Here is a 16,625-nt window from a genome sequence, read left to right as displayed (position 1 = left end):
TTTTGTGTAGCAAGGGAGAGATGGCCCGTCCGCGACCGTGACACGCCCACGGTCGCGAACCCGCCAGGGAGGTCAACGAAGACAGCCGGTCCTCTGGAGGTTGTTAACCGTGGATGATCCAAATCTGGCTGCTCGCACGGATGTCAGCACGCCACCTGAGAAGGAACGTGTCTGGCCCGCGGGCAAGCTGGAAGCGATGCCCATCAGGAAACTCCCCGACGCACCACCGTCGATCCACCTGCTCGGCCCCACGGTGTTCCTGGTGGCGCTCGGCGTGGGCATGGGCGAGTCCTACATGTGGCCGCGCCTGGTGCTGGTCTTCGGACCGGACATCAGGTGGCTATTCCTGATCGGCGTGACGCTGCAGGCCGTCGTCATGCTCGAGATGGCGAGGTACGCGATGGCGACGGGGGAGAGCATCTTCTTCGGCGCCGCACGCGTGTTCAAACCGATCATGTGGTTCTTCTTCGTAGTCGCGATACTCGTCTACATCTGGCCGGGCCATCTCTCCGCCGGGGCGGCGGCCCTGGAAAAGATCACCGGCATACCGTGGACGGTCTCGGCGTGTGTCGGCCTGATACTGGTCGGGGTGCTGTTCAGCCTCGCCAAGGTCATCTACAACCTGCTCGAGAACCTGCTGTCCATCCTCATCGGACTGCTCGTCGTCAGCACCGCGGTGGTGGCGGCGATGGTCGGCACGTGGGGCGACCTGACCAGCACGATCAGCGGCATGTTCCAGTTCGGGTACTTCCCGGCACAGGCCATGTCGCCGGAGTGGTTCCCGATCATCGTCGGCTCGATCGCGTTCGCGGGACCGTCCGGCATGCAGCAGATGTGGTACACGCTGCACCTGCGGGACAGCGGGGCCGGCATGGGCGCGCACATCCCGAAGGTCCGGGGGCTGCGGCACGCGGGCGAGGAAGAGCAGATGCCGGCCCGCGGCTTCATGTTCGACACCGACGACAAGGCGGAGCTGGCCAAGTGGAAGGGCTGGCGCCGCTGGGTGACGTTCGACGCCCTGTTGTTGTTCTGGGGCATCACGATGCTCGTCACGGTTTCTTTCACGGTCCTCGCGCAGTCGGCGAGTCGCACGAGTCCGGACGTCAAAGCACTCATCGAGTCCGGTGAACGGGAGGCGGCACTCAACGCCATGTCGGACGCCTTCGCGTCAGCCGGCGGACCGGTGCTCGGTGCGGTGTTCCTGGGGTTCATCGCGTTGATCGGCCTGAACGCCACACTGGGCCTGTTCGACTCGTTCTCCCGCGGCCAGGCGGACATGACGTACCACTTCGTGAAGGGCGCGAAGAGGTTCCGCATGTCGCACCTCTACGCGGGATTCCTCTGGGGTGTCATCACGTTCGGCATCCTGATCCTGTTGTTCGGACCGGCCGACGGACCGGGCGCGATCCTCGACGTGCTCGCGTTCCTGTCGACGTTCGCCATGGGCGCCTACTGCGTGGTGCTCCTGCTGGTGAACAACCGGATGTTGCCCAAACCCATCCGCCCCAAGCTGATCACGAACATCATCATCGGCTTCGGCGCGGTGTTCTACCTGGGCATGCTGTTCTTCAGTCTCGTCAAATTCGGCGTAGTGGTGGGCTGAGATGCAGATCCGCGAAGGCTTTCTCAAAGAAGCGGTGCCCGGCGCGTTCGTCGGTCTCGCCGCGGGGCTCATCGCGGGAGGGCTGGCCGCGCTCGTCGGCCAGCCGCTCGGGTGGGCTCTCGTCACGATGGTGGCGCTCGGACTGCCGCTGGGCGCGTTCGGTGGCGGTTTCGGCCTGCTGGTGGCGGCAGGCCGGCTCCCGGCCGGCCGGTTCGCTCCGGTGGCTCTCTACTGGCTCGTGGCGTTCCCATTGGCCAGGCTCATCCACGAGACCACTGTGAGCCTCGTGCTCACCGGTCAGGTTCGACTGCCCTCGGACCTGGCCGGTTTCCTCGCCTACCAAGGGATCGTGAGCTTCGGCTGGGCCATCGGTTTCCTGTGGCTGCACGAGCGCATCTCGATGCGTCTCCGTGCGCGAGCCACCGCCTCCCGCTGACCTTCCCTTCCGCCGAAGGAGCCAAGGATGTTGGATCTGCCCGTCTGGGTGTGGCTCGCGACCATGGGCGGCATCGCCGCGGTGATCGCGTTCGACTTCTATCTGGTGGCACGCAAACCGCACGAGCCGTCGTTCCGCGAATCGTTGTACTGGGTGCTCTTCTACGTCGGCCTGGCCGTCGTGTTCGGACTCGGCGTCACGTTGTTCGCCGGGCCCGGCCACGGCGGTGAGTTCTTCGCCGGCTGGATCACCGAGTACTCGCTGAGCGTCGACAACCTGTTCGTGTTCGTGCTCATCATGGCCAGGTTCGCGGTGCCGCGGGAGTACCGGCAAAAGGTGCTCATCGTCGGCATCATCCTGGCGTTGTTGCTGCGAGCCGTGTTCATCGCTCTGGGTGCACAGGCGATCTCGCGGTTCGACTGGCTGTTCTACCTGTTCGGCGCCTTCCTGATCTTCACCGCGTGGAAGTTGTTGCGGCAGGAGGAGACCGAGGAGGCCGAGTTCTCCGAGAACGCCGCGTTGCGCGCGGTGAAGAAGGTCGTGCCGGCCACGACGACCTACCACGGTGCCGCGTTGACGGCACGCATCGACGGCAAGCGCGTCGTGACGCCGATGCTGATCGTGATGGTCGCGGTGGGCACCACGGACCTGCTGTTCGCGGTGGACTCGATCCCGGCGATCTTCGGCCTCACCAAGGAGCCCTACCTGGTGCTGACCGCCAACGCGTTCGCGTTGATGGGCCTGCGCCAGTTGTTCTTCCTGGTGGGCGGCCTGCTGGATCGCCTGGTGCACCTGAGCAAGGGCCTTGCGGTGGTGCTCGCGTTCATCGGGTTCAAGCTCATCTTCGAGGCGATGCACCACCACGGTGTCTCGTGGGCTCCGGAGATCCCGATCGTGGTGTCTCTCGGGGTCATCGTGGCCACGCTCGCCGTCACCACGGTGTGGAGCCTGCACACCTCACGGCGGGCCGCCCGGTCCGCGGTGGAGGGTGCGGAGAGTGCACAAAGGAGCGAGGACGCTCCGGTGAAGGACAATCAGCCGTGAATCGTGTGGCCCTCGGCGCCCTTCCCCTGAGAGTCGGGGCGCAGCGTCTTGGCCACGGCCGCGACGGCCTCGGCGTCCCTGCGCTGCTCGTTCAGCGCGGTGGACAGTCCGAGGCCGATCGCGCGGCCGTCGGCGGAGGCACCCGCGCGCGGCTGGGTGAGCGAACGCGCGAAGTTCTTCAAGCGGGACATGGTGTTCCTCCTGTCGATGGTCGTGGCTCCCGGGGCGCGCAGAAGCCCAACAGGCTCTGTGGCACGGGAGGAGCAGGGGTGCGGCCGGGGTCTTGTCCACCGGCTGCCCATTGCGTGGGTACCCGGTGGGAAACCTCTTGCGGGTCTCCGTTGATCCCGCCCCTGCTGACATTCAGCATACTGCGTTTTGTATGCAATCCACTGCCATCGTGTCGCGGATCACCCGTGCGGCACCAAATGACCGATTTCGGGTGATCTGCGCGTAATGACTCAGTCGCTCTCCGTGGTGTTCTCGGACGTCCTGCTGTCGTGATACGTCTGCCTGGTCTGCTCCGCGTGGCGGTGCATGACCTCGCCGGCTCGCTCTACGTCACCATCGGCGATGGCGGCGACCAGGTCGGCGTGCTCGTTCCACGAGTCGTGGCTGCGCGGGCGGGCGATCGGGGTGTAGTACCAGCGCACCCGGCGGTCGACCAGCCCGATCATCTCGGACAGGACCTTGTTGCGGCCGATCGCCGCGACGGCCGCGTGCAGATCGGCGTTCGCCTTGACCAGGCGTTCGACGTTCGCCGTGACGAGTGCCTCCTCGCCGGACCGCTGCAGCTTCTTGAGGATCTTCACGTCGGACGCGGTGGCGTGTTCGGCGGCGAGCTTGGCGGAGTAGGTCTCCAGCACGCTGCGCACGGCGAGCAGCTGGTCGGCCTCCTCCTCGGTCGGGGTGTGCACGAAGGCGCCCTGGGCGGGGCGCAGGTCGACCCACCCGTCGGTCTGGAGTCGCTGCAGGGCCTCGCGCACCGGCTGCCTGCTCACGCCCAGGTACTCGGCGAGCTCGGCCTCGACCAGGTGCTGGCCGGGTGCGAGGGTGCGGTTGATGATGAGCTCGAGCAGGGCGTCGTAGACGGCTTGACGCAACGGTGCGGGCCGTTCTACCCGGCGGCTGGCCGCGGCGCTGAGCGAGCCGCGGGCGGCCCGGCGGCCACTGGGTGGGGAAGTCATGCCGGACAGAATACAGCTTTTGGTATGCAAAAAGCACTTCTACCGCTGTGGCCGTGTTGTCCGTATACTGTATGCAATCTTTGGAGCGGGGCGTGCTATGAAGATCGCTGTTCTCGGAGCTGGAGCGATCGGTGCCTACGTCGGTGCGGCCTTGCATCGTGCGGGCGTGGAAGTCCACCTGATCGCGCGTGGAGCCCACCTCGCCGCAATGCGGGAGCACGGCGTTCGGGTGCTGAGTCCGCGTGGTGACTTCACCGCGCGGCCACATGCGACGGACGCACCGTCGGAGGTGGGCGAGGTCGACTACGTGTTCCTCGGCCTGAAGGCGTACTCGTACGCTTCCTCGGGCGATCTGCTGGCACCGTTGCTGGGGCCGGACACCGCCGTGATCGCGGCGCAGAACGGGATCCCGTGGTGGTACTTCCACGGCATGACCGGCCACCCCCTGGAGGGGCAGCGGATCGAGGCCGTGGACCCCGGTGGCTCGGTCACGGCCGTGCTGCCCATGGAACGGGCGATCGGCTGTGTCGTCTACTGCTCGACCGAGATCGAGGCACCCGGTGTCATCCGGCACCTGGAAGGCACCCGGTTCTCCATCGGCGAGCCGGATCGGTCGATCTCGCCGCGCTGTGTGGCGTTGAGCGAGGCGATGATCGCGGGCGGGCTGAAGTGCCCGGTGGAGAAGGACGTCCGCGAGGACATCTGGATCAAGCTGATGGGCAACGTGGCGTTCAACCCGTTGAGCGCCCTGACCCGCGCGACCATGGTGGAGATCTGCGAGCACGACGACAGCCGTGACCTGGTGGCCCAGATGATGGCCGAGACCCTGACCATCGCGCGGGCCGCGGGCTGTGATCCGCAGATCTCGATCGACAAGCGCATCGACGGCGCCCGGCGGGTCGGGCACCACAAGACGTCGATGCTGCAGGACCTCGAAGCCGGCAAACGGCTGGAGATCGACGCGATCATCGGCGCCGTGGTGGAGATCGCCGAGCTGACCCGCGTGCCGGCACCGACGCTGCGGCACGTCTACGCGGCGATCGACCTGCTCTCGCGCACGTCGCTGGTGTCCTGAGTTGCTGCTGCGACAGCTGGAATACCTGGTCGCCCTGGCCCGTGAACGCCACTTCGCGCGCGCCGCGGAGGCCTGTCACGTGTCCCAGCCGTCGTTGTCGGCGGCGATCAGCAAGCTCGAACGCGAGCTCGGGGTGCCGATCGTGTCCCGTGGCCGCCGGTTCGAGTCGCTGACGCCCGAGGGGGAACGGGTCCTGCTGTGGGCACATCGCATGCTCGCGGACCGCGACGCCTTGCAGCAGGACCTGTCACGCATGCGCGAATCCCTGTCAGGCGTTTTGCGGATCGGCGCCATCCCGACGGCGTTGCCGGCCGCGCCGTTGCTGACCACGCCGTTCTGCGAGCGGCATCCGCACGTGCGGATCACGCTGGAGTCGTTGTCGTCGCGCGAGATCGTGCGGCGGCTCGACGAGTTCGAGCTCGACATCGCGATGACCTACGTCGACAGCACGGTTCGCGCGATGCCGTTGTACGAGGAGCGCTATGTGCTCCTGACACCTGCCGACGAGGAGATCGCCTCTCGTCCGGTGGCACGGTGGGCTGACGTCGCCGCGCTGCCGTTGTGCCTGCTGACGTCCAAGATGCGCAACCGCCGGATACTGGACGGCATCTTCGCGGACGCCGGTGTGCAGCCCGTGCCGGTGATCGAGGCGGACACCGTGGCGACCCTGTACGCCCACGTGGCAACGAGGAAGTGGTCGAGCGTCATCGCGCACGCCTGGTTGCAGATGTTCGGAACGCCCGAGGGCATGCGCGTCGTGCGGATCGAGGATCCGCAGCGCGTGCCGCAGATCGGCCTGGTAGTGGGTGAGCAGGTCTCGATGCTGGCGCGGGCGATGCTCGGGCTCACGCGGGGCCTGGACGTGCGCGGGGAGCTGGAACGCATGCTGCACAAGCATCTTGATAGACGCGACCTATGACCGCATAGGAACTTTCGCTTGGACGCCAAGGGTGTTCGGCGCCGATGCTCGAGGGCATGAAGATTCTCTGCGTTCTCTACGACGACCCGGTGTCCGGCTACCCGAAGACCTACGCCAGGGACGACCTTCCGGAACTGCCCGGGTATCCCGGCGGCCAGACGTTGCCCACTCCGTCCTCTGTGGACTTCACGCCCGGTCACCTGCTCGGCAGCGTGTCCGGTGAGCTGGGCCTGCGCTCGTTCCTGGAGTCCCAGGGCCACGAACTGGTCGTCACCTCGGACAAGGACCGCGACGGCTCGGAGTTCGACCGCCACCTGGCCGACGCGGACGTCGTGATCTCCCAGCCGTTCTGGCCCGCCTACCTGACCGCCGAACGCTTCGCCCGCGCACCTCGGCTCAAGCTCGCGCTGACCGCCGGCATCGGTTCCGACCACGTCGACCTGGACGCGGCCATCGCGCACGGCGTCACCGTCGCCGAGGTGACCTACTGCAACAGCATCAGCGTCGCCGAGCACGTGGTGATGTCGATCCTCAACCTGGTCCGCAACTTCGTTCCCTCGCACCAGATCGTGCTGGACGGCGGCTGGAACATCGCCGACGCCGTGGCTCGCTCGTACGACGTCGAGGGCATGCACGTCGGCACGGTCGCGGCCGGCCGCATCGGGTTGGCGGTCTTGAAGCGCTTGGCGCCGTTCGACATGCACCTGCACTACACCGACCGGCACCGGCTGCCCCGAGAGGTGGAGGAGGAGCTGAACCTGACCTTCCACGCCTCGGCCGCGGACATGGTGCCGCACTGCGACGTCGTGACGATCAACGCGCCGCTGCACCCCGAGACCGAGGGTCTGTTCGACGACGAGCTCATCGCGACGATGAAGCGCGGCGCCTACCTCATCAACACCGCACGGGCGCGGATCGCCGACCGGGACGCGGTGGTGCGTGCCCTGCAGAGCGGCCGGCTGGCCGGGTACGCGGGCGACGTGTGGTTCCCGCAGCCCGCGCCGTCCGACCACCCGTGGCGCACGATGCCGAACCACGGCATGACACCGCACATCTCGGGCAGCTCGCTGTCGGCGCAGGCCCGGTATGCCGCGGGTACCAGGGAGATCCTGGAGTCGTTCTTCGCGGGCACGCCGATCCGTGACGAGTACCTGATCGTCGACGGCGGCAAGCTCGCGGGTACGGGAGCCCACTCCTACGCCGTCCGCGGCTGACCTGGTTGAATGCCTCCAGATTCAGGTTTCTGGGGGAGCAGGGTGAACATGAGGATTTGTGCTGCCGTCATGGCCGTGGTGGCTCTGACCGCGGGGTGCGCGACGGTGGCGCCGGTGACGCCAACGGCGCCGCCGCCGACCACCACCAGTTCGGTGGTCCCTCCCACGCCGGCCGAGCTGGATCAGCGTGCCAAGGTGGCATTGGCCCCGCCCGGCGCGTTCGACGCACTCGGGGGCAAGGTGGACGACACCGGCGCCCTGGACGACGTGCCAGTCGTGGTGCAAGGCCAGGCGATCGGCGAAGTCTGCGGCACCCTGCCGCGCGTGGACAAGGGCACGTCGGCGGCGCGGAGTCGCTCCTGGTCGGGCGCCGTGTACCTGTTCGAACGGGTCCACGTCACGTCAGAGCTCCCGGCGAGCGCGCTCGTGTCGACGGTGCGGCAGCGGGCGCGCGAGTGCGCATCGGACGCCGAGGTCGCGCTGACCAAGCCGGAAGGCGTCGACGAGTCGTTCGCGTACTGCGAGCAGAACGATCCCGGCGCCATCCCGTGGTCGTGTCAGGTGTCGCTCGCGCGGGGCAACGTGTTCGCGCTCGTGGCGGTCAACGGTCAGACCGAGGAAGCCGCATCGGCGCAGCTCACGGCCGTGTTGCCGATCTTCGTGGAGTCGCTGGTCAAGGCGTGAAAGTCACTCCTGGACGATGGACGCGTTCTGCAGCCGGAGCGCGTCCTGTCCGGGAGGCGCTCCGAACATCCGCCGGTACTCGCGGCTGAACTGCGACGGGTTGTCGTACCCGACGGAATGGCCGACCGCGGCGACGTCGTGCGGTGCGGACACGAGCGCGACGCGGGCTCGTTGCAGCCGGATCTGCTTCTGGTACTGCAGCGGGCTCATCGCCGTGACGGTGCGGAAGTGCCGGTTGAGCGTCGAGACGCTGGTGCCGACGTCGGCGGCGAGGTCGTCGATGCGGATCACCTGGTCGAACCGGTCCTTGATCCACGCGATGGCGCTCGCGACCAGCGCCAGCCGGCTGTCGGCCGTGCCCGCCTGCCGCATCAGCGCCGCCTGTGGGCTGTTGAGCAGCCGCCAGTGGATCTCACGCCGCACCGACGGGCCCAGCACGCGCAGGTCACGTGGCTCGTCGAGCAGCCTGAGCAACCGCACGAGGGCGTCGAGCAGCTTGTCGTCCGCATCGCTGATCGCCATGCCGGGGCCGTCGTGCGGGCGGATCGGCGTGGAGCCGCCGTCGACCAGCAGTTGCGCGATGGTGGCGGGTTCCAGCTTGAGGCCGAGCGCCAGGAACGGCTTGGACGGGCTCGCCTCGGTGATGTGGCCGGTCAGCGGCAGGTCGACGGTCACGACGGAGATCTTGCCGGGGCCGTGTTCGAAGACGTGGTCGCCGAGCATCGTGCGTTTGCGGCCCTGGGCGACGAGGGTGAGGACCGGTTCGGTGACCGTGCCCATCGGTTCGGTCACCCGGTCGGAGACGAACACCAGCACGCCCTCGGTCCACAGTGGATGACCGTAGGGCCCGGCGTGCCGGATGATCCGGCGGCCGATCTCGTCCAGGAGGGTCATGGCTCGCAGTCTGGCACGGGTGTGCGGCGATCGAGGCGAAGTTGAGCGGATCGTGCAACAGGTCGAGCCCATCGGTCTAGGCGATCATGCTTATGAGGCCTTGAATTGAGTTATGTCGCTTGATTCGTACATCACCCTCGGCCGGTCAGGCCTGCGCGTCAGTCCGTTCACCCTCGGCACGATGACCTTCGGCGAGGACCACGGCTGGGGGAGCAGCCCCGAGGAGTCGGAGAAGATCCTCGAGTCCTATGTGGATCGAGGTGGCAACTCGATCGACACCGCCAACCTCTACACCAACGGCCACTCCGAGAAGATCATCGGCGACTTCCTCGCCGGCCGGTCCTCCCTGCGCGACCGCGTGGTGCTCGCCACGAAGTTCTTCGGCAACCTGCACGCGGGCGACCCGAACGGCGGCGGACCCAGTCGCAAGGCGCTCGTGCACCAGCTCGAGGACTCGTTGCGGCGCCTGCGGACCGACTACGTCGACGTCTACTGGCTGCACAACTTCGACCCGGCCACGCCCGTCGAGGAAACCCTGCGCGCCCTGGACGACCAGGTGCGTGCCGGCAAGATCCGCTACATCGGCTTCTCCGACATCCCCGCCTGGGCCACGGCACACGCCGCCACCCTCGCGCAGTGGCACGGCTGGTCGCCGATCATCGCGTTGCAGCTGGAGCACTCGCTGCTCGAACGCACTCCGGAAGGCGAGCTCATCCCGATGGCACAGGCGATGGGCATGGGCGTCATGCCGTGGTCACCTCTGCGCGGCGGCTTCCTGTCCGGCAAGTACACCTCCGGCGCCGCTCCGGCTTCGGAGCGCGGACGGGTGCCTTCCGCGGCCGAGTTCGTGGTGATCGACGCGGTCAACGCGGTCGCCGCGGAGCTCGGTGTGCCGGCGGCCCAGGTCGCACTGGCCTGGTTGCGCGGACGGCCCGGCATCAGTTCGGTCGTGATCGGCGCCCGCCGGCTCGACCAGTTCGAGACGAACCTCGGCGCGCTGGACGTGACCCTCACTGAGGCGCAACGGGCCAGGCTCGACGAGGTCTCCGCGCCTCGCCTGAACTTCCCCGCCGAGAACAACCGTGAGCTGGCCCCTCATCTGCAGTTCGCGGGAGCCACTGTGGACGGACGGCCGTCCGCCGCGCTGCCGATGTTCTTCGAGCCGGGTACGAGGTACTGATCATGAGCATGGCGAGTGCGGTGCTGGGCCGGATGTGGGGACTGCCTCCGCGGCGCAACCGGGTGCGGGTCGAGCGGGCGGTCGAGGTGCCGATGCGCGACGGCGTGCGGTTGCTCGCCGATCACCACGTCCCGGTGACCGTTGAACGCGCGCCCACGATCCTGGTGCGCTGCCCGTACGGCCGCGGCGCTCCGTACTCCCTGCTGCAGGCGCGCCTTTACGCCGAGCGCGGCTACCACGTGTTGTTCCAGAGTTGCCGCGGCACGTTCGGCTCCGGCGGCGTTTTCACACCGGGCGTCGACGAGGCCCAGGACGCGCAGGACACCGTGGCGTGGCTGCGCACGCAGGACTGGTTCGACGGCAGGCTCGCGGTCCTCGGCGGCAGCTACCTCGGGTTCACCGGCTGGGCGCTCGCCGTGGATCCACCGCCGGAGCTGACCGCGATGGTGGTGATGATCGGCGTGCACGACCTCGGCGCCGCCATGTACCGCCAAGGTCCGCTGGAGCTCTACAACGGGCGTTCGTGGGCGGATCTCGTCGCCAACCAGGAATCCACGGGGCCGCTCACGGGCCTGGTCAGGACGCTGCGGGCGGAACGCAGGCTGGCGGACGAGATGGCCCGGCTGCCGTTGAACGGCACCGGCGTGCCCTGGTACGACGACTGGGCCGGTCGGCCGGACCTGACAGCGCCGTACTGGGACCGGTTCCGGGTCACCGAGGCGCTGCGCCGGACCGAGGTGCCGACGCTGCTCATCGGGGGATGGCACGACTTCTTCCTCAACCAGACGATCGAGCAGTACGAAACCCTGCGCGCACGAAACGTCGACGTCGCGATGACCGTCGGGCCGTGGACGCACCTGAACGTGGACAACCGGATTTCCCTGGCGGAAGGCATTTCCTGGTTCGACGCGCACACCGCGCGCCGGGCTCCGGTGGGCCGCGAAGCTCCGGTGCGCGTGTTCGTCGGGGGCGCCGGCTGGCAGAACCACGAGTCCTGGCCCCCGGACACCCGCTCCAGGACCTGGTACCTGCGTTCCGGGCAGCGGCTCGCCGAACTTCCGTCCACCGAGGACGACGGCGGTACCTCGTTCCGCTACGACCCGCGGGATCCCACGCCCTCCGTCGGCGGACGGCTGATGGCGCTGAGCGGTGGCGCCAAGGACAACCGGGAGCTGGAGGCCCGCCAGGACGTGCTCGTCTTCACCTCCGAGCCGTTCGCCACGGCCGTCGAGGTGCACGGCTCGCCCGTGATCGAGCTGCACGTGACATCGGACAACGCGAACGCGGACCTGTTCGCGAGGCTCTGCGACGTCGGCCCGTCCGGCAGGTCCACCAACGTCACCGACCAGATCGTGCGCCGCACCGGCCAGAACACGGTGCGCATCACCCTCGATCCCACGGCGCACCGGTTCGAAGCCGGTCATCGACTGCGCTTGCAGGTCTCCGGTGGCGCCTTCCCCCGTTTCGCCCGCAACCTCGGCACCGGTGACGACCCCGGCACCGGCACGGCGATGCGGCCGACGTCCCACGTCGTCCACCACGACGCGGGACGGCCGTCGCAGATCTCCCTGCCGGTCCTCGGTTAGCCGCGCAGGAAGGGCCTGGGGGCAGGGCCAGCCTGACGTCCGAAACGCCGCCAACGCGTTCCGGCAGCCTTTCCTCGCTGCCGTCGCGTGAAGAAACCTCAACAGGGGCTAGCGCATACCGAAGATTGCATACAGTATGGGCGTAGGAGGTGTCGTGATGAGCAGGCGGAAGAAGACCGAGCCCTACGTCCGGCTGACCCAGCCGTTGGTGCGCGACTCAGGCATCCTGCGCCCGGCCACCTGGGACGAGGCACTGGATCGCGCCGCAGAGGGTTTCCGCAGGAACGTGGCCAACGGGGGTCCGGACGCGTTCGGCATGTTCTCCTGTGCGCGGGCCACGAACGAGATGAACTACATGGCCCAGAAGTTCACGCGTGCGGTCATCGGTACGAACAACGTCGACTCGTGCAACCGCACGTGTCACGCCCCGAGTGTGGCCGGGTTGGCCAAGGTTTTCGGCAGTGGTGGTGGCACCTCCTCGTACCAGGAGATCGAGGATGCCGACCTCATCGTCCTGTGGGGCTCCAACGCCCGTGAGGCGCACCCGATCTTCTTCCAGCACGTGCTCAAGGCCGTCAACAAGGGCGCGAAGCTGTACGTGGTCGACCCGCGGCTGACCAGCACCGGCAGGTGGGCGCACAAGTGGTTGCGGCTCAAGGTCGGCACGGACATTCCGCTGGCCCACGCCATCGCGCGCGAGATCATCGCGTCGAACCTCACCAACATGTCGTTCGTCGAGCGGGCGACCGAGGGCTTCGCGGAGTTCGTGAAGGCCGTCGAGCCGTGGACGTTGCCGGTCGCCGAGCTGGAGACCGGGGTGCCGGCCGAGCTGATCCGCGAGCTCGCGCACGCCTACGCCAAGGCCGATCGCGGTCAGCTCAGCTGGACGCTCGGCATCACCGAGCACCACAACGGCACCAACAACGTGCTGAGCCTGATCAACCTGGCGCTGCTGACCGGTCAGGTCGGGCGGTACGGCGCGGGGCTGAACCCGTTGCGCGGGCAGAACAACGTCCAGGGCGGCGGCGACATGGGCGCCATCCCGGACCGGTTGCCCGGGTTCCAGGACATCACGGATCCGAACGTCGCGAAGAAGTTCAACGAGGCGTGGGGCTCGAACTTCAAGGCCGCCAAGGGGTGGAACCTCACCCAGATGCTCGAGGCGATGGAACGCGGTGACATGACCACCGTCTACATCATCGGCGAGAACCCGGTGCAGTCCGAGGCGGACTGCGAGCACACGATCAAACGACTGTCCAACTTGGACCACGTCGTGGTGCAGGACATCTTCCTCACCAAGACCGCGCAGCTCGCGCACGTCGTGCTCCCGGCAGCGGCGGCGTGGTGCGAGACCGACGGCACGTTCACCAACAGCGAGCGCCGGGTCCAGCGCGTCCGCAAGGCCCTCACGCCACCCGAGGGTGCGCGCGACGACATCGAGATCATGGGCGAGATCGCCACCCGGCTCGGCGCCGACTGGCAGCACAAGACCGGCCAGGACGTGTGGGACGAACTGCGCAGCCTGTCGCCGATCCACACCGGCATGACCTACCAGCGGCTCGAGGACCTCGGCGGCATCCAGTGGCCGTGCCCCGACGAGAACTCCCTCGAACCCAGCTTCCTGCACGGCCGGTTGTGGGAGGACGACCCGGTGAAACGCGGCATGCCCGCAAGCTTCTCGCCGGTGCCGCACAGCCCGCCCGTCGACGAACTGACGAGTGAGTTCCCGTTCCGGCTCACCACCGGACGCCGGCTCGACTCCTACAACACCGGGGTGCAGTCGGCCGGGTTCGAGTCGCCGCTGCGCATGGGCGAGACGCTCGACCTGTGCCCGCAGGACGCCGCGGCGCTCGGGGTCACCGCGGGCGAGGAGGTCCAGATCACCAGCAGGCGCGGGCAGATCCAGGCGCCGGTGCGGATCGACGACGGGCTCACGCCCGGTCTGGTGTTCATGACGTTCCACTTCCCGGACGAGATCGACGTCAACATCATCACCATCGAGGCGACCTGCCCGATCGCGGGCACGGCCGAGTACAAGGCCGCGGCCATCCGCATCGACAAGCTGCCGGTTCCCGCGGCTTCGGCGGTGGGCTGAGTGGATCTCAAACTGCTCGACATCGAGCCCACGGAAGCGGAACGCGTCGTCGTCGACCTCTTCAACGGCATGGGGCGCGACCAGCTGCTGCCCGCCCTGCACGCGGTCAACGACCGGGTCGGCTGGATCAGTCAGGGCGCGCTGAACCACATCTGCCGCGTCCTGCACGTCCCACCGGCCGAGGCGTACGGGGTGGCGAGCTTCTACTCGTTGTTCTCGCTGACCGAACGGCCGGCGAAGATCGTGCACGTCTGCGTCGACCTGGCCTGTCAGGTCAACGGCGCGAAAGCGTTGTGCGACAGGCTGACTGACGAGCTCGGCCCGGCAGGCGCGCGGAGCGGCTGGCTGCGCAGCCCGTGTCTCGGGGTGTGCGAGAAGGCTCCGGCGGCGCTCGCGTTCGAGGCGGGGGAGGTGGCGAAGGAACAGCTCCTGGCGCCCACCCACGCAGGCGAGGTGATCGCGGTGGCGGCCGCTGGTCCCTCCCACTCCGACGGTGGGCGCGCGGAGGTGCCGCAGGCCGGTGACCCCGGCCTGCGGCTGCTCAAGCGGGTCGGCGTCGTCGATCCGGAGTCGCTGGACGACTACCGGGCGACGGGCGGCTACACGGCGTTGCGGACGGCTCTCCTCCTGGGCCCGTCCGGGGTGATCCGCGAGATCTCCGACGCCAAGCTGACGGGCCGCGGCGGTGCGGCGTTCCCGACGGGACGCAAGTGGGACGCGACCGCCCGCCAGCCCGTCCGGCCGCACTACCTGGTGTGCAACGCGGACGAGAGCGAGCCCGGCACGTTCAAGGACCGGCTCCTCATGGAGGGCGACCCGTTCTCGGTGATCGAGTCGATGACGATCGCCGGGTTCGCCGCCGGGTGTTCGCGCGGCTACCTGTACCTGCGTGGCGAGTATCCGCTGGCGTTGCACCTGCTGCGCAACGCGATCGCGAAGGCGCGCGAGCGGGGCTACCTCGGCACGAACATCATGGGCCACGAGGGTTTCTCGTTCGACATCGAGATCCGCCGCGGCGCCGGCGCGTACATCTGCGGCGAGGAAACCGCGATCTTCAACTCCATCGAGGGCTTCCGCGGTGAGCCGCGGTCGAAGCCCCCTTTCCCGGTGGAAGTAGGGCTCTTCGGCAAACCGACCGTGGTCAACAACGTGGAGACGCTGGTCAACGTACCGGTGATCCTCACGGAGGGCTGCGAGGCGTACACCCGGATCGGCACCGCCGGTTCCACGGGGTCGAAGCTCTTCTGCCTGTCGGGAAACGTGAGTCGTCCGGGCGTGTACGAGGTGCCGTTCGGCACCACGCTCGGGGAACTCCTCGATCTGGCGGGTGGCGTGCCGCCAGGCCGGGAGCTGCGAGCGGTACTGCTCGGCGGGGCGGCAGGCGGGTTCGTCCGCCCGGACGAGCTCGACCTGCCGCTCACCCTGGAGGACGCGCGCGCCGCCGGCACCACCCTCGGCTCCGGTGTCGTGCTGGTCCTCGACGACACGGCCGACCTGGGCAGCTTCCTGTTGCGCATCGCCGCTTTCTTCCGCGACGAGTCGTGCGGGCAGTGCGTGCCGTGCCGGATCGGGACCGTGCGGCAGGAAGAGGCGCTGCACCGGCTCGTCGGCAAGCGTCCGCTGAGCACCAGCGCACAGGATCTCCAGCTGCTGCGCGAAGTCGGGCAGGTCATGCGCGACTCGTCGATCTGCGGTCTCGGGCAGACCGCCTGGAACGCCATCGAATCAGCCCTCGACCGGTTGGGCCTTCTTGAATCATTTGGGCAAGAGGAGGCAGCATCGTGACCATCGTCGAGATCGGGCTTCCGAAGCGGCTGGTCGAGCTGACTTTGGACGGCGAAAGCGTTCGCGTACCAGAAGGTGCGACGATCCTGGACGCCTGCACGGCGTCCGGGAAGTCGATCCCGACCCTGTGCTACGGCGACACGTTGAAGCCGGCAAACGCTTGCCGTGTCTGCATGGTCGAGGTCGAGGGTTCACGCACGCTGGTGCCGTCGTGCTCGCGCAAGGTCGAGCCCGGCATGGTGGTGCGCACCGATTCCGAGCGCACGACGCACAGCCGCAAGCTGGTGCTGGAACTTCTGGGGTCCGCCACGGACCTTTCCACCACGCCGCACGTGGACGAGTGGATGTCCGCGTGCGGCGCCGACCCCTCCCGCTTCGGGCCGCCGGCACCGCCGTCGACAGACCGGGACGACCGCCGGGCGGGCGAGCACGAGGAACCCGACGGCCAGACCGCGGCCACCGTGCGGCAGCCGACCAAAGTGGACAATCCGCTGTACGTCCGCGACCTGGGCAAGTGCATCATGTGTTACAAGTGCGTCGACGCTTGCGGCGACCAGTGGCAGAACACCTTCGCGATCTCGGTGGCCGGCCGCGGCTTCGACTCGCGGATCTCCACGGAGTTCTCCACTCCACTGCCCGAAAGCGCTTGCGTCTACTGCGGAAACTGCATCGAGGTCTGTCCGACCGGTGCGCTGAGCTTCAAGCGCGAGTACGACAAACGCGAAGACGGCACCTGGGACGAAGAGGCCCAGACCCAGACCACGACCATCTGCACGTTCTGCGGCGTCGGCTGCAACCTGACGCTGCACGTGCAGGACAACGAGATCGTGAAGGTCACGTCTCCGCACGAAAGCACGGTCACGCACGGAAACCTGTGCATCAAGGGCCGATTTGGCTGGCAGCACGTGCAAAACCGCTGATCA

The 16,625-nt window shown here is 68.0% G+C and carries 15 protein-coding genes; 12 read left to right on the top strand and 3 right to left on the bottom strand.

The window, feature by feature from the left end; all coding sequences use genetic code 11:
* Nucleotides 1-109: 109 nt before the first annotated feature.
* The 3 genes from ACWGE0_RS04745 to ACWGE0_RS04735 are packed head-to-tail and all read left to right on the top strand — an operon-like array spanning nt 110 to nt 3,083.
* Nucleotides 110-1,603: an Nramp family divalent metal transporter gene (locus ACWGE0_RS04745; RefSeq protein WP_452259549.1), complete on the top strand. Its 1,494-nt coding sequence runs from the start codon at nt 110-112 to the stop codon at nt 1,601-1,603.
* Nucleotide 1,604: 1 nt separating this feature from the next.
* Nucleotides 1,605-2,039 (top strand): hypothetical protein, encoded by a 435-nt coding sequence (locus ACWGE0_RS04740; protein ID WP_452259548.1) that lies wholly within the window; start codon nt 1,605-1,607, stop codon nt 2,037-2,039.
* A 30-nt stretch (nt 2,040-2,069) separates the two neighbouring features.
* A complete protein-coding gene (locus ACWGE0_RS04735; protein WP_452259855.1) occupies nt 2,070-3,083 on the top strand; it encodes a TerC family protein in 1,014 nt (337 codons plus the stop codon).
* On the opposite strand, the gene ACWGE0_RS04730 is transcribed toward ACWGE0_RS04735, so the two are convergent.
* Nucleotides 3,074-3,274: a hypothetical protein gene (locus ACWGE0_RS04730; protein WP_452259547.1), complete on the bottom strand. Its 201-nt coding sequence runs from the start codon at nt 3,272-3,274 to the stop codon at nt 3,074-3,076. The two genes, ACWGE0_RS04735 and ACWGE0_RS04730, sit on opposite strands and share 10 nt — an antisense overlap.
* A 270-nt stretch (nt 3,275-3,544) precedes the next feature.
* Nucleotides 3,545-4,270 carry a GntR family transcriptional regulator gene (locus ACWGE0_RS04725; protein ID WP_452259546.1) on the bottom strand — a complete coding sequence of 242 codons (726 nt, stop codon included), beginning with the start codon at nt 4,268-4,270 and terminating at the stop codon, nt 3,545-3,547.
* A gap of 97 nt (nt 4,271-4,367) precedes the next feature.
* On the opposite strand from ACWGE0_RS04725, the gene ACWGE0_RS04720 reads away from it, so the two are divergent.
* The 4 genes from ACWGE0_RS04720 to ACWGE0_RS04705 are packed head-to-tail and all read left to right on the top strand — an operon-like array spanning nt 4,368 to nt 8,162.
* Complete coding sequence (locus tag ACWGE0_RS04720; protein WP_452259545.1) at nt 4,368-5,345, top strand: 2-dehydropantoate 2-reductase; 978 nt, start codon at nt 4,368-4,370, stop codon at nt 5,343-5,345.
* Between the two features lies 1 nt (nt 5,346).
* Nucleotides 5,347-6,264, top strand: a complete 918-nt coding sequence (locus ACWGE0_RS04715) for a LysR family transcriptional regulator (RefSeq protein ID WP_452259544.1) — start codon at nt 5,347-5,349, stop codon at nt 6,262-6,264.
* 56 nt (nt 6,265-6,320) lie between these two features.
* The gene (locus ACWGE0_RS04710; RefSeq protein WP_452259543.1) at nt 6,321-7,478 is read left to right on the top strand and encodes an NAD-dependent formate dehydrogenase; all 1,158 of its coding nucleotides are present in this window, start codon (nt 6,321-6,323) and stop codon (nt 7,476-7,478) included.
* Nucleotides 7,479-7,526: 48 nt separating this feature from the next.
* Nucleotides 7,527-8,162, top strand: a complete 636-nt coding sequence (locus ACWGE0_RS04705) for a hypothetical protein (RefSeq protein ID WP_452259542.1) — start codon at nt 7,527-7,529, stop codon at nt 8,160-8,162.
* A 3-nt stretch (nt 8,163-8,165) separates the two neighbouring features.
* Here the strand turns inward: ACWGE0_RS04705 and ACWGE0_RS04700 are convergent, their stop codons facing one another.
* A complete protein-coding gene (locus ACWGE0_RS04700) occupies nt 8,166-9,056 on the bottom strand; it encodes an AraC family transcriptional regulator (protein WP_452259541.1) in 891 nt (296 codons plus the stop codon).
* Between the two features lie 112 nt (nt 9,057-9,168).
* On the opposite strand from ACWGE0_RS04700, the gene ACWGE0_RS04695 reads away from it, so the two are divergent.
* From ACWGE0_RS04695 to ACWGE0_RS04675, 5 genes are all read left to right on the top strand, one after another.
* A complete protein-coding gene (locus tag ACWGE0_RS04695; RefSeq protein ID WP_452259540.1) occupies nt 9,169-10,236 on the top strand; it encodes an aldo/keto reductase in 1,068 nt (355 codons plus the stop codon).
* 2 nt (nt 10,237-10,238) lie between these two features.
* The gene (locus ACWGE0_RS04690; protein WP_452259539.1) at nt 10,239-11,822 is read left to right on the top strand and encodes a CocE/NonD family hydrolase; all 1,584 of its coding nucleotides are present in this window, start codon (nt 10,239-10,241) and stop codon (nt 11,820-11,822) included.
* A gap of 157 nt (nt 11,823-11,979) precedes the next feature.
* Nucleotides 11,980-13,917 (top strand): molybdopterin oxidoreductase family protein, encoded by a 1,938-nt coding sequence (locus ACWGE0_RS04685; protein ID WP_452259538.1) that lies wholly within the window; start codon nt 11,980-11,982, stop codon nt 13,915-13,917.
* Entirely contained in the window at nt 13,918-15,702 is a 1,785-nt protein-coding gene (locus ACWGE0_RS04680; RefSeq protein WP_452259537.1) for an NAD(P)H-dependent oxidoreductase subunit E, read from the top strand.
* Entirely contained in the window at nt 15,699-16,622 is a 924-nt protein-coding gene (locus ACWGE0_RS04675; RefSeq protein ID WP_452259536.1) for a 2Fe-2S iron-sulfur cluster-binding protein, read from the top strand. The genes ACWGE0_RS04680 and ACWGE0_RS04675 overlap by 4 nt, the downstream gene beginning before the upstream one ends.
* Nucleotides 16,623-16,625: the final 3 nt, after the last annotated feature.

The organism is Lentzea sp. NPDC054927 (assembly GCF_053610285.1).
Note: the sequence above shows the minus strand (reverse complement) of the source record. Positions and strands in the feature narration are given on the sequence as shown.

Bases quoted from the DNA above. Each gene is read 5' to 3' on its own strand.
- ACWGE0_RS04730 (WP_452259547.1), bottom strand. From the start codon at position 3,274: ATGTCCCGCTTGAAGAACTTCGCGCGTTCGCTCACCCAGCCGCGCGCG.
- ACWGE0_RS04685 (WP_452259538.1), top strand. From the start codon at position 11,980: ATGAGCAGGCGGAAGAAGACCGAGCCCTACGTCCGGCTGACCCAGCCG.
- ACWGE0_RS04700 (WP_452259541.1), bottom strand. From the start codon at position 9,056: ATGACCCTCCTGGACGAGATCGGCCGCCGGATCATCCGGCACGCCGGG.
- ACWGE0_RS04695 (WP_452259540.1), top strand. From the start codon at position 9,169: ATGTCGCTTGATTCGTACATCACCCTCGGCCGGTCAGGCCTGCGCGTC.
- ACWGE0_RS04740 (WP_452259548.1), top strand. From the start codon at position 1,605: ATGCAGATCCGCGAAGGCTTTCTCAAAGAAGCGGTGCCCGGCGCGTTC.
- ACWGE0_RS04690 (WP_452259539.1), top strand. From the start codon at position 10,239: ATGAGCATGGCGAGTGCGGTGCTGGGCCGGATGTGGGGACTGCCTCCG.
- ACWGE0_RS04710 (WP_452259543.1), top strand. From the start codon at position 6,321: ATGAAGATTCTCTGCGTTCTCTACGACGACCCGGTGTCCGGCTACCCG.
- ACWGE0_RS04720 (WP_452259545.1), top strand. From the start codon at position 4,368: ATGAAGATCGCTGTTCTCGGAGCTGGAGCGATCGGTGCCTACGTCGGT.
- ACWGE0_RS04705 (WP_452259542.1), top strand. From the start codon at position 7,527: ATGAGGATTTGTGCTGCCGTCATGGCCGTGGTGGCTCTGACCGCGGGG.
- ACWGE0_RS04725 (WP_452259546.1), bottom strand. From the start codon at position 4,270: ATGACTTCCCCACCCAGTGGCCGCCGGGCCGCCCGCGGCTCGCTCAGC.